We start from the raw sequence: 11,978 nt of genomic DNA, 5'->3' as shown, positions 1-11,978 counted from the left end.
GAGACCCGCCCTCGTTGGCGGTGCCACACGGGTGGGGAATTTCAGTGAGCGTCAGTGGGGAATTTCGATGAGCGCCGTCAGGAGCGAAAGCGGGAAGCCGCCGCGTTGCGTGAAACGGCAAGGGCGAAAGCGACACACGAACAACAGGAACGCGCAAGGAAAGCCAGCATCGCCCGCAAAGAAGCACAAAGCCGCCAGCTGATGGATGAGATCCGTCGTGACGTACCGATCGGAGATCTACAAGAGGCCCTGTCGAAGCTTCAGGGGCGCTGGAACGAATGCTGACTTTTGTCTAGGAACGCCTACGCCGGTGCCAGAACGAATGGGACTTCTCCGCTCAAGCTGAGAAGTGTTCGCCCTCAGGCCAGATTTTTCCAACGATCTCGGCAAGCGTAGTCGCGCGAGCTGTGATGGCCGATTCGTCCCATAGACCGATCTTGGCCACCTCCGCGTTGATCTGCAGCTTCGATTGGGTAGACAACGCCGGCCTCTTCACGTGCCAGGCACTGTCGCTCTGAGACCCATTGAACGAACCGGTAATCAGGGTTAAGTTGCCAAGCCTATGGACATGCTGTGAGCGTTCATACTCTGCACGCAAACGCTCCGCTTCGTCAGCGGCGGCGACGGCCCAGTTCGCCTGCCAGTTGACGGGCATGATGTGCTCTATTTGAAGGTCGTCGTACGCAAAGTCGCCCTGCTCGGTTTTCGGATTCTTAGATCGCAGGTATCTGTCGACCTCAGCGAGCAGGTATCGAAGACGCCCGCGAGACAGGACACCATCATAAAATCTTCGCGTGGTGAAGCTTTCGAGAATATCGTCATCGTTAGGCCACCATAGGGACTTGCTCGATCCGTTCAATGCTGACGCGACGGCTTTCGAGACGGACAACCCTTCGGCTGCGGCCCTCTGACCGTCGCGCAGTACGTCAACGAACGTCCTACCGTATCCACGTGTCGTCGCATTCACGAGAGCTCGCCGCATGAGCCAAGACTCGACCGCTGCTACAGCACGCGCGTGCTCATCCACCGATAGCTTTCCACTGGGGAGCGTGCGCAGCCACAATAGGAGGGGCGTTGCAGTCACAACATCGAGCTCGCGAATTCTCTTGTAAGAGTTCGCAATCCGCGGTTCACCCACCGGAATTCGGTCGTAAATTGTTGCGTAGCCGACTGCGTAGGAGTGAATCTCCGCCAAGATGTCACTCGTCTTGCGTTGGCCGACTGCAAGGTAGCTCCGGACCTCAGCGTAAAGGTGACCGACGTTGACATCGTGGCCCGCAACCGCCGTCAACCATGAGGAGAGGAGAACGTCGCGCCGACCACGAGCAGCGTGCCCGCGACCGACAACCACCTTCCACCAGTCTTCGTCGAACTCGGCCCAGTATTGGTCGTACAGCGTGTCGATGATCGAATCGTCGACGAAATCACCACGCAGAAAGAGTAAATTCTTCACCAAGTCCGATGCCGACAACGGCGTTTGACGTCCGTTCAGGACCTCGAAGATCACTTGCGCGTCATCGTTGTCCTCGAGGTCGATGACAACCAACTTGAACAGGCCGATCAGGGCGTTGACAACAACTTCTGAACGGTCCGAACCATCTTCGGCAACGATGACTTCACGGGTCTGATCGCCGAAGAACCGCCGGGCTTGCTCGTAGAGATGGTTGCCATCGGGTGGCGTCACATCGTCCATGATCCGCTTCCAGATTTCGCGGTCTTTCCGGCGTGGCCACAGCTTGTAGATCTCGTGAGGTTCCTTTTGGAGCTCGACCGGATTCCAAAGCAGTCTCTTGATTGTGCCTGCCAGGTCCGAACCGCGCTCGACCAGAACGTCGAGTACGCCACGCAACAGCAGCATCAGTGTGGTCAATCGCTGCTGACCGTCGATCACAGTCCGCTTGTCCACACCACCTGTGGAAGAAGGCAGTTGCTCGCAGACAACCGCACCCAAGAAATGAGGCGCTACATTCTTCTCCAACACAGCAGCCGGAATATTCACTGCGATCGCTTTGGCGCGGGCGTCCTCCAACCGATCCACCGCTGCAACCAGGTCCTCGAAAAGGAGCGCCCACTGGCCCTGCTCGGTCCACTCGTAGTCCCTTTGAAAAGTGGGGATGACGTACTGAGTGGGCGTTGTGACGACCTGAACGAGCTCGCGAGTTTCGGCCTTCAAGACATTCCTTCTAGATGCTGACACGGTGGAGCAGAGAAACTCCGCTAACTAACTACCACAGGCTACAACTCCCACACGTGATTGGGATCGTCGAGGACCGCTCGGATTTGGCTCAGGTCACCGGCATTCGCCAGCGGAGAAGTCTTGGCTGTCTCGACGATGGTGTCCAGGACCGAGCTGACAGCCTCGCCGTTGCCCTGGTCCAATGCAGTATCCAACCGAGCGAACAGTGCGTCGAAGTTCTGGCGACGCTCCACGAAGGACTTCTCGAAGTAGTCCGACAGCAAGGACTCTGCTGCTCGGATCTTCGCGAGCTCGGTCGACGCGTAAGCCCTGATTTTCTCCTGCTTCGTGTTCTCCGTTGCGTGAATGCTGATGCACGCTTGCGCTGCGTCGACCAACTGAGTAAGTGCGTTGAACCCATCCAGTGCGTTCAGGGGGCCTTTTTTGGGTCCGAGAACGTCACCCTCGTAGACCTTGCGTTCCGTCATGCTCTGCCCTCTGCCATCTTTCGGTACTTCACGGTCACTATGGATCCCTCGGCTGAAAGGTTGCCGTCGGAGTCGAGCACCGGCGCGAGAGCTACCTCCTTGACCGCCTTGACCAGCAACAAAGCTAACTGGAAGAGCTCCGCGTGTTCGGCTGCGACAAACGGCTCGGCGGACTCGAGGGTCTCGAGCGCGTCGAGGGCCTGGGAAACGAGGCTCGATAGAACTGAGCGCAACTCGTTGACTCGGGTTTCAACGGAGTCGAGCAGGGTTTTCGTTGCATCCAGCTCCGCGATGGCGATCTCTACCTCGGCCTGCTTCTCCATGGCCTTGGTAATCGCCTTCTTCCCTTGACCTTTGGCGACAAATCCGCCCAGAAGCAATGCCGGCCCGATCGCGACGACATTGAGCACCGCCGTACCTAATGCCACGCCGCCACCGCCCGCCGACAATGCACCACCACCGAGCCACGCCAGCGTCGCGCTTTGTGCTGCGGCACCCGAAAGTCCAGAGATGGCAGCACCCGTACTCGCGGCACCCAGGGACGCAACAGCCGTCGTAGTCGCAACGTTCACTCCACCTCCAACGGCGGCCGACGCTACGACACCCGTCACCCAGGACCACGCATTCCGGTCGATACCGTCGGGTCCTACAACACGCTCATCAGATACTTCGAGGCCATCGGCCAGCAGTTTCTCCGAGTCACGCACTTGCTTCGCGTTGCGTTCCAGAAAAGCAGCGAATCGAACCACCACCGCGTTCAGCGCACGCTCCTGCTCCGCACCCCAATCGGTCAGACGGCCATTCACCTCATCCAGGTGCTGCTCTGCGTCTGAACGGCGGGCCTCGTACCTCTGCTGCGACTCGTTCATGCGGTCGGTCGCCCTCTTGAATGTCGAGCGCACCCTTGCCACCCAGCACCAAACCACTTCCACCCGTCAAAGCACCCACAGCAATGATTGCCACAGGTATCAGCGGTAAGACCATCGTTCCTCCTCGGACGTCGGCACAGTCTGACATCCGAGTCCGACAAATGGGTCGTAACGGGTCTCGGCTGGATGCCGAGTTCGCAGTTATGCGGGTCATATGGCCCAAATGCGCGTCATAAGTGCGAATTCGGCGCGCTGCATCCCCGATTACTTCAGGACGATGTTCACCATTCGACCCGGGATCACGATGATCTTGGTCGGGGCCTTGCCGTCGAGTAGAGCGACGATCTTCTCGTCGGCCAATGCAGTCTTCTCGACGTCGTCCTTGGTCGCATCGGCCGGGACGGTGATGCGGCTGCGTACCTTGCCGTTGACCTGGATGGGGTAGTCGACGGTATCGGCGACGAGCCACTTCTTCTCCACGCGCGGGAAGGGACCGTGTGCCAGCGACTTCTCGTGGCCGAGCTTGCTCCACAGTTCCTCGGACAGGTGCGGAGCCAGGGGAGCGAGCATCAGGATCAGCGGCTCGACGACCCCACGCGGCGCACCGTCGGGGTACGCCTTGGTGATGTGGTTGGTCAGCTCGATGAGCTTGGCACCGGCCGTATTGTCGCGCAGCGCAGCGTAATCCGCGTGCACACCGTCGATCACCCGATTGAGCACGCGCAGTGTGTCCTCGGTGGGCTTGTCGTCGGTGACGCGGACCTCGCCGGTCACCTCGTCGAGTACCAGTCGCCACACCCGCTGCAGGAACCGCTGCGCGCCGACGACGTCCTTGGTCGCCCACGGGCGTGACGTGTCCAGCGGACCCATCGACATCTCGTAGAAACGCAGGGTGTCGGCACCGTACTCGGCGAAGATTTCGTCGGGGGAGACCGAGTTCTTCAGGGACTTACCCATTTTGCCGTATTCACGGTTGACGGGCTGGTCCTGATGGAAGTACCCGCCGTCGCGCTCGATCACCTCGGCCGCGGGCACGTAGACGCCGCGAGCATCGGTGTAGGCGAAGGCCTGAATGTAGCCCTGGTTGTACAGGCGACGGTACGGCTCGCTAGAGCTGACATGGCCCAGATCGAAGAGCACCTTGTGCCAGAAGCGCGAGTACAGCAGGTGCAGCACCGCATGCTCGACGCCACCGACGTAGAGATCGACTCCGCCGGGATCGTGGGGTCCGTGGATCTCCGGACGCGGTCCGACCCAGTACTTTTCGTTCTCCGGGTCCGCGAAGGCCTCGGAGTTGGTGGGGTCGATGTAGCGCAGCTGGTACCAGGAACTACCGGCCCACTGCGGCATGACGTTGGTGTCGCGGGTGTAGGTCTGCAACCCGTCGCCCAGATCGAGTTCGACCTCGACCCAGTCCGACGCCTTGGCCAGCGGCGGGGACGGCTCGGAGCCGGCGTCGTCCGGATCGAAGGAGACCGGTGCGTAGTTCTCGACCTCCGGAAGTTCCACCGGCAGAGCAGAATCCGGCAATCCGTGCGGGTTGCCCTCGGCGTCCCAGACGATCGGGAACGGCTCGCCCCAGTAGCGCTGGCGAGCGAACAGCCAGTCGCGCAGCTTGTACTGGATGGTTTCGCGGCCGGTGCCGTCTGCCTCCAACCGCGCGATGACGGCGGCTTTGGCCTCGTCCACCGGCAGACCGTCGAGGAAGTCGGAGTTCACCAGGCCGCCGTCGCCGACGTACGCGGCCTCGGTGACGTCTCCGCCCGAAATGACCTCGCGCACCGGCAGACCGAATGCCGTCGCGAACTCCCAGTCGCGGGCATCGTGTCCGGGAACGGCCATGATCGCGCCGGTACCGTAGCCCGTCAGCACGTAGTCGGCGATGAACACCGGAACCTGCTCACCGTTGACCGGGTTGCTCACGTAGGCACCGATGAAGACGCCGGTCTTCTCCTTGTTCTCCTGCCGCTCCAGATCGGACTTTGCGGCAATCGAAGCACGGTATGCCGCAACGGCTTCCGCGGGAGTTGCGGCTCCGCCGGTCCACTTCTCGGATACGTCGGAAGGCCACTCGGGTGCAACCAACCCGTCGACCAGTTCGTGTTCGGGGGCGAGCACCACGTAGGTGGCACCGAACAGCGTGTCCGGGCGAGTGGTGAACACCTCGATGTTCGAGAACGAGACCTGCGCACCGCGGGATCGCCCGATCCAGTTGCGCTGCATGGTCTTGACCTTCTCCGGCCAATCCAGGTACTCGAGATCGTCGACAAGACGGTCGGAGTACGCGGTGATTCGCATCATCCACTGCCGCAGGTTCTTTCGGAACACCGGGAAGTTGCCGCGATCGCTGCGTCCGTCGGCGGTGACCTCCTCGTTGGCGAGCACCGTACCCAGACCGGGGCACCAGTTGACCATCGAGTTGGACTCGTACACCAGACGGAAGCCGTCGATCACCTCGCGGCGCTCACCGACGGTCAGCGATTCCCAGGAGCGGCCGTCGTCCAACGTGCGCTCACCCGAGGCGAACGCCGCCTCCAGTTCCGAGATGGGCCTGGCTTTACCGAGGTCCGCGTCGAACCACGAGTTGAAGATCTGCAGGAAGATCCACTGTGTCCAGTGGTAGAAGTCGACGTCCGTCGTCGCGAGGGACCGTCGGCGATCGTGCCCGAGGCCCAGCCGACGCAACTGGCGTCGCATGTTGGTGATGTTGTTCTCGGTGGTGCTGCGCGGGTGCGTGCCCGTCTGCACGGCGTACTGCTCGGCCGGCAGACCGAACGCGTCGTAGCCCAGCGCATGCAGCACGTTGCGGCCCTGCATGCGGTGATACCGCGCGAAGACGTCGGTGGCGATGTAGCCGAGGGGGTGACCGACGTGCAGGCCACTGCCCGACGGATACGGGAACATGTCCTGGACGAACAGCTTGTCCTTCGGGACGTCTCCGGCGAGGGTTCCGACCGGGTTGGGAGCGTCGAAAGTGCCCTGTGTCTCCCACAGGTCCTGCCACTGCTCCTCGATGTGCCCGGCGAGTTCGGCTGTGTAGCGGTACTCGGGGGCGGACTCGGTGGGTGCTTCAACGGAATCGGTCACACCTACCAGCCTAAAGTGTGATGCGGCCCGCCTGGTACCAGGACCTCGCTGCGCCGTATCCTGGCCAGGTGGTCATCGTCTCGGTTGTGTTGTTCGTGCTCGCGCTCGTCGTCGGCGCTGTCGCTGCCCTGTCGCTGCTGGGTCGGCTCCCACGCAACCGCTTCGCCGGTGTCCGCACCGCCGAGGCCATGCGTGACGACGAGACGTTCACCCTCGCCAATCGCGTCGCCGGACCCACGACAGCCGCATCGGCGCTGGTACTGGCCATCGGCGCGGTGGCCGCCCTCGCACTGAGCGGTATCGCCGCCGTCGTCGGCGTCGTCGTTGCCCTCGTGGCCGCGCTGTTCATCGCCGCAGCCGGCGGATCCATCGGGGCCCGCGCAGCAGCGGCCGTTCCGCCACCCGCCGAGGCGGACGGATGCGGAAGCTCGTGCATCTCGTGCAGCCTCAAGGACGCCTGCCAGCCGAGCTGAGCGGATGAAGGCGAAGGCACTACGCACGTTCGACCCGGCCGGGGTCGTGTTCGGCGTTGCCGTCCCCCTGGTCGTTGCCGCACTCGGACTCGTCCTGGCGTACCTGTGGCAAGGCCGTCTGCCCGAACAGGTCGCCACTCACTTCAGCGGAACCGAACCGGACGACTTCTCCAATCCACTCTCCAACGCCTGGACCCTCGCGATCGTGATCGTGCTGGTGGGCGGCGGGTGCAGTGCGGTTGCGTCGTTGACTCGGGTGCTGCTGATCATGCGTCGAACCATGCTGATCATCGGGCTGACCGTCGTCGGAACGATCGGTGTTCTGCAGATCGCGACCCTCGTCCGAGAGTTGGACATGGCGTCCGAACGGAGCGTGACCATCCCCGGCTGGGCGATCGCGGTGGGGACCGTCGTCGGATTCGCGGCCGGGTTGTTCGGTGCGTCCAGGCTGCGTGACTACCGCGAACGCGTCGACGCCACATCACCGCCGCACGTAGATCTTCCGCGCTGCAGCCCGGAGTTGCCGCTGGTGGTCCGCGTCGGAGCCAGCCGGGTCGCCGGCATCACCGTCGTGGCAGTCTCTCTGGCCGGAGCCGCTCTGACGTGCTGGCTGTCCGGCTCACTGTGGCCGATCTTCCTGTTCGCCCCACTGACGATTCTGATTCTGTCCCTGCTGCGCTTCACGGTGCACATCGACAGCGACGGCCTCTTCGTCTCGAGCCTGGGCATGGCGGCATTCGACTACGACATCGACGAGATCACCGGCGCCTCGGTGCGGGCGGTCGATCCGTCGAAGGAGTTCGGTGGTTGGGGACTTCGGGCCAAGGGACGCGGGAACTACGCCGTCGCCACCGACGCCGGTCCCGCGGCCTTCGTCACCTTCGCCAATGGCGATCGGCTCACCATCGGATCCGTGCACGCCGAGAAGATCGCGGGCACGCTCAACACCCTGACCGCCCGCACTCGCAACGCCACGGTGGATTGAGTTAGCCAAGTGAAGTTGTTGCGGGATACCGTGCTGGATCCCTTCCTGTTGGGCATCTTCGCGGTCGCAGCGCTGGCAAGCCTGTTCCCTGCCACCGGCACAGCGGAGGACGTCCTGGGCTGGGTGACGCGCATCGCCATTGCTCTGCTGTTCCTCATCTACGGCGCTCGACTCTCGCCGCGCGACGCCTGGAACGGCGTCAAGCACTGGCGGCTGCACTCGGTGATCCTGGCGTGCACGTATCTGCTGTTCCCGGCACTCGGGCTGGCCCTGCGGATTCTCGTCCCCGGCGTGATCAGCGACGACCTCTACACCGGAATGCTGTTCCTCTGCCTGGTCCCGTCGACCGTGCAGTCCTCGATCGCCTTCACCTCCATCGCCCGCGGTAACGTCGCCGGTGCCGTGGTGAGCGCCTCGTTCTCCAACATCATCGGAGTGTTCGTCACCCCACTGCTCGTGATCGCCCTGATGACCACGACCGGTTCCGTTACCATCGACCCCAGCTCGGTACTCGATATCGCCCTGCAACTGCTGCTTCCGTTCGCCGTCGGTCAGTTGATCCGGCCCTGGGTGACGGGCTGGCTCACCCGGCACAGCGCGCCGACGAAACTCGTCGACCGTGGTTCGATCCTGCTGGTCGTGTTCGCCGCGTTCAGCGAATCCATGAACCAGAACGTGTGGTCCTCGGTGCCGGTGTGGCGCATCGGCATCGTCGTCGCAGTGTGCGCTGCGCTGCTCGCGGTGGTGCTGGCGATCACCTGGTACGGAGGCAAGTGGCTGGGCTTCGCTTTCGAGGATCGGGTGGTGCTGCTGTTCTGCGGATCCAAGAAGAGCCTGGCCAGCGGGCTGCCGATGGCCGCAGTGCTGTTCGTCGGCCAACCCGTCGGACTGATCGTGCTGCCGCTGTTGATCTTCCACCAGATTCAGCTGATGGTGTGCACCGTGATCGCCCAGCATCTCGCGCGACGACCGGAATCGGAACAGAGCCCGGTGGGCAGCGTCGCGGACTAGATTGGGTGTCACTCGAGCCGATCACGGGAGAAGACGATGACCAGGAAAATCCATGCCGACGGTATCGTCTCTGCGGCCTACACCGGCCGCCTCGCCACCAATCCTGTACCCGCACTGCGGCTTCCCGAGGAACAGCTCGATCCCGACGCCGCCTACCGCTTCATCCACGACGAACTGATGCTCGACGGCAGCTCACGCCTCAATCTGGCGACGTTCGTCACCACCTGGATGGATCCCCAGGCCGAGAAGCTCATGGCCGAGACGTTCGACAAGAACATGATCGACAAGGACGAGTACCCGTCCACCGCCGCCATCGAGGAACGCTGCGTCAACATCGTCGCGGACCTGTTCCACGCCCCTGGACTCGACCGGGAGGACCCGTCGTCGGCCACCGGGGTCTCGACCATCGGCTCCAGTGAGGCCGTCATGTTGGCCGGCTTGGCACTCAAATGGCGCTGGCGAACGAGGGGAGCAGGTACCGGCACTCCGAACCTGGTGCTCGGCAGCAATGTTCAGGTGGTGTGGGAGAAGTTCTGCCGCTACTTCGACGTGGAGCCCAAGTACCTGCCCGTCGAGCGCGGACGCTACGTCATCACCCCGGAACAGGTTCGAGATGCAGTGGACGAGAACACCATCGGTGTCGTCGCGATCCTCGGCACCACGTTCACCGGAGAACTCGAACCGGTACAGGAGATCTGCGCTGCACTGGACGAGATCGCGGGCGGCGGCGGACCCGACGTACCGGTCCATGTCGACGCAGCCAGTGGCGGATTCGTCGTACCGTTCCTGTACCCGGAGCTCGTGTGGGATTTCCGATTGCCTCGGGTCAAGTCCATCAACGCCAGCGGCCACAAGTACGGACTGACCTATCCGGGAATCGGATTCGCCGTCTGGCGAACCAAGGAAGACCTGCCCGAGGACCTCGTGTTCCGCGTCAACTACCTCGGCGGCGACATGCCCACCTTCACGCTGAACTTCTCCCGGCCGGGCAACCAGGTGATCGGGCAGTACTACAACTTCCTACGCCTCGGCAGATCCGGTTACACCGACATCATGAAAGCGCTGCGCGACACCGCAGTTCGCGTCAGCCGACACCTCGCGAAACACCCCGACATCGAGGTCATCACCGACGGATCGGCCATCCCGGTCCTGTCGTTCATGCTGAAGGATCACTGCGAGTTCACCGTCTTCGACGTCTCCCACGAACTACGCGCCCGCGGCTGGCAGGTGCCGGCATACACGATGCCCGACAACGCAACCGACGTCGCCGTGCTCAGAGTCGTAGTGCGAGAGGGTTTCAGCGCGGACCTGGGCCGAATGCTGTGCATCGCCATCGACGAGGTGCTCGCCGGCCTGAAGTCAGGTGGACACTCGACGGCGCAGGCTTTCGCTCACTAGTGCCTGCGGCACTAGTTGCGGTCGACGTCGATCGGATGAGATGCCAGCAGCGCCAACGGCATCGGCTGCCTACGAAGTACGTGTGCCCACAGGTCGATCCGCGGCGGACCGATCACGTCGGATGCCAAGGCCGACAACACGATCCAGTCGTCGCGGTCGAGTTCGCCTTCGAGTTGCCCGAACGTCCAGCCCGAGTATCCGGCGAAGATGCGCACGCCCTCGACGAGTGGGGCGATATCGGCAGGATCGGAATCGAGATCGACCATCACCACTCGGCCGTCGACGCGGCGCAGACCGGGAACACCGTCGATCGACACACCGGTCCGCAGCGTCGCCAGGCACAGGGCCGAATCGCGCTTGACCGGGCCACCGACGTACAGCGCCTGCGGTTTGGCTGCCAGCTCGGACCAATTGGGCAGCACGTTCTGCACCGCCGTCTCGCTGGGACGGTTGATCACGACACCGAGGCTGCCCGCATCGTTGTGTTCGATGATGTAGATGACGGTGCGCCGAAACGTGGGCTCGACGAGTTCGATGGACGACACCAACAGACTGCCGGGACGGACATCGCGCAAGGCCGATGCCGTCTGGTCCTCGGGTTCCTCCGCATGCGCTGCCACGCTAGTCATTGTGGCACCGCCCACCGCCGGATGTGGCGCAAGCGATACGGCCAGTCCTCATGGGTCGTTCCGCAGGCTCCACTCCCGCCCTTGTTACCTACTCGAGCCCGGCGACCTTCGTCAACAATCCCAACTGGTACTCGAACAACGCGTCCCTGCTGGAGAACGTCGTGGCACCGTACTGATCGAACACATCGAAGCTGATGGCCCCGAACAGCGACGCCCACACCATGACGCCCAGTGCGATCAGCCCGTCGGGCAGGTCCATCTCCATCTGCGCACGGATGTCCTCGAAGCTGCCGTGCAGTGACGCCAGCTCGGGCGGGTCGGTCTCGACGTCCGGTCGACGTGTCTGCCACGCCGAGTTCAGGACGGCCACCAGGGTGGTGATCACCCTGGTGCCCGGCCCGGTGGTCTGCTCCGCGGGGGCGTGATAGCCGGGCACGGGGCTGCCGAACAGCAACGCATACCGCGCCGGCTCCCGCAATCCCCACTGGCGAACCGTCCGACCGAGAGCCAGGAACTTCTCCTTGGGCCCGTCGGCCGCGTCGACCGCTGCGTCGACGGTGTCCCCGAGCTCGGTGTATCCGTCGACGACGAGCAGGGTCAGCAACTCATCGCGACTGGCGACGTAGCGGTAGACGGCCGAGGAGACGACACCGAGGTCCCGCGCGACAGCGCGCAACGACAGAGCCGCGGCACCGTCGGCGGCCAGGTGTTCGCGGCCGATGCGCGTGATATCGGCCAGGGTCTGGGCGCGGGCTCGGGTGCGGGGAGTGCTCACCATGGCTGCCACTGTAACTGCTGCTCTTTTCAGAGAGCAGTGCTCTTGCTTTATCGTCGCCGCGGGTGCACACTCTTCGCAACAGAG

The 11,978-nt window shown here is 63.2% G+C and carries 11 protein-coding genes; 5 read left to right on the top strand and 6 right to left on the bottom strand.

Annotated elements, in window-relative coordinates; genetic code table 11:
• The first annotated feature begins 54 nt into the window (after positions 1-54).
• Positions 55-285, top strand: a complete 231-nt coding sequence (locus tag QM590_RS20485; RefSeq protein ID WP_269596170.1) for a hypothetical protein — start codon at positions 55-57, stop codon at positions 283-285.
• Positions 286-337: 52 nt separating this feature from the next.
• Here QM590_RS20485 and QM590_RS20480 read toward each other — a convergent pair whose 3' ends face one another.
• The 4 genes from QM590_RS20480 to leuS form a co-directional block, all read right to left on the bottom strand.
• Entirely contained in the window at positions 338-2,173 is a 1,836-nt protein-coding gene (locus QM590_RS20480; protein WP_269596171.1) for a DUF262 domain-containing protein, read from the bottom strand.
• Between the two features lie 62 nt (positions 2,174-2,235).
• Positions 2,236-2,664: a hypothetical protein gene (locus QM590_RS20475; protein WP_269596172.1), complete on the bottom strand. Its 429-nt coding sequence runs from the start codon at positions 2,662-2,664 to the stop codon at positions 2,236-2,238.
• Positions 2,661-3,533 carry a hypothetical protein gene (locus QM590_RS20470; protein ID WP_269596173.1) on the bottom strand — a complete coding sequence of 291 codons (873 nt, stop codon included), beginning with the start codon at positions 3,531-3,533 and terminating at the stop codon, positions 2,661-2,663. The genes QM590_RS20475 and QM590_RS20470 overlap by 4 nt, the downstream gene beginning before the upstream one ends.
• Before the next feature lie 264 nt (positions 3,534-3,797).
• Positions 3,798-6,620: a leucine--tRNA ligase gene (gene leuS, locus QM590_RS20465; protein ID WP_269596174.1), complete on the bottom strand. Its 2,823-nt coding sequence runs from the start codon at positions 6,618-6,620 to the stop codon at positions 3,798-3,800.
• 68 nt (positions 6,621-6,688) lie between these two features.
• Here leuS and QM590_RS20460 point away from each other — a divergent pair, with 68 nt between their 5' ends.
• From QM590_RS20460 to gad, 4 genes are read left to right on the top strand one after another with little or no spacing between them, the layout of a single operon-like run.
• Positions 6,689-7,093: an SdpI family protein gene (locus QM590_RS20460; RefSeq protein WP_094611645.1), complete on the top strand. Its 405-nt coding sequence runs from the start codon at positions 6,689-6,691 to the stop codon at positions 7,091-7,093.
• A gap of 4 nt (positions 7,094-7,097) precedes the next feature.
• Positions 7,098-8,078 (top strand): DUF1648 domain-containing protein, encoded by a 981-nt coding sequence (locus tag QM590_RS20455; RefSeq protein ID WP_269596175.1) that lies wholly within the window; start codon positions 7,098-7,100, stop codon positions 8,076-8,078.
• Positions 8,079-8,087: 9 nt separating this feature from the next.
• Positions 8,088-9,089, top strand: a complete 1,002-nt coding sequence (locus QM590_RS20450; RefSeq protein WP_149408152.1) for a bile acid:sodium symporter family protein — start codon at positions 8,088-8,090, stop codon at positions 9,087-9,089.
• A gap of 36 nt (positions 9,090-9,125) precedes the next feature.
• Entirely contained in the window at positions 9,126-10,487 is a 1,362-nt protein-coding gene (gene gad, locus QM590_RS20445; protein WP_269596176.1) for a glutamate decarboxylase, read from the top strand.
• Between the two features lie 11 nt (positions 10,488-10,498).
• Here the strand turns inward: gad and QM590_RS20440 are convergent, their stop codons facing one another.
• Together QM590_RS20440 and QM590_RS20435 are read right to left on the bottom strand one after the other, a co-directional pair.
• Complete coding sequence (locus tag QM590_RS20440) at positions 10,499-11,116, bottom strand: YqgE/AlgH family protein (RefSeq protein WP_068047637.1); 618 nt, start codon at positions 11,114-11,116, stop codon at positions 10,499-10,501.
• 88 nt (positions 11,117-11,204) lie between these two features.
• On the bottom strand, positions 11,205-11,894 hold the full coding sequence (locus QM590_RS20435; RefSeq protein ID WP_149408154.1) for a TetR/AcrR family transcriptional regulator: 690 nt from the start codon (positions 11,892-11,894) through the stop codon (positions 11,205-11,207).
• Positions 11,895-11,978: the final 84 nt, after the last annotated feature.

The organism is Rhodococcus sp. IEGM 1372 (assembly GCF_030056835.1).
GTDB lineage: Bacteria > Actinomycetota > Actinomycetes > Mycobacteriales > Mycobacteriaceae > Rhodococcoides.
Note: the sequence above shows the minus strand (reverse complement) of the source record. Positions and strands in the feature narration are given on the sequence as shown.

Excerpts from the sequence above, each read along its gene's own strand:
- QM590_RS20440 (WP_068047637.1), bottom strand. The coding sequence starts at position 11,116 with ATGACTAGCGTGGCAGCGCATGCGGAGGAACCCGAGGACCAGACGGCA.
- gad (WP_269596176.1), top strand. The coding sequence starts at position 9,126 with ATGACCAGGAAAATCCATGCCGACGGTATCGTCTCTGCGGCCTACACC.
- QM590_RS20470 (WP_269596173.1), bottom strand. The coding sequence starts at position 3,533 with ATGAACGAGTCGCAGCAGAGGTACGAGGCCCGCCGTTCAGACGCAGAG.
- QM590_RS20435 (WP_149408154.1), bottom strand. The coding sequence starts at position 11,894 with ATGGTGAGCACTCCCCGCACCCGAGCCCGCGCCCAGACCCTGGCCGAT.
- QM590_RS20455 (WP_269596175.1), top strand. The coding sequence starts at position 7,098 with ATGAAGGCGAAGGCACTACGCACGTTCGACCCGGCCGGGGTCGTGTTC.
- QM590_RS20475 (WP_269596172.1), bottom strand. The coding sequence starts at position 2,664 with ATGACGGAACGCAAGGTCTACGAGGGTGACGTTCTCGGACCCAAAAAA.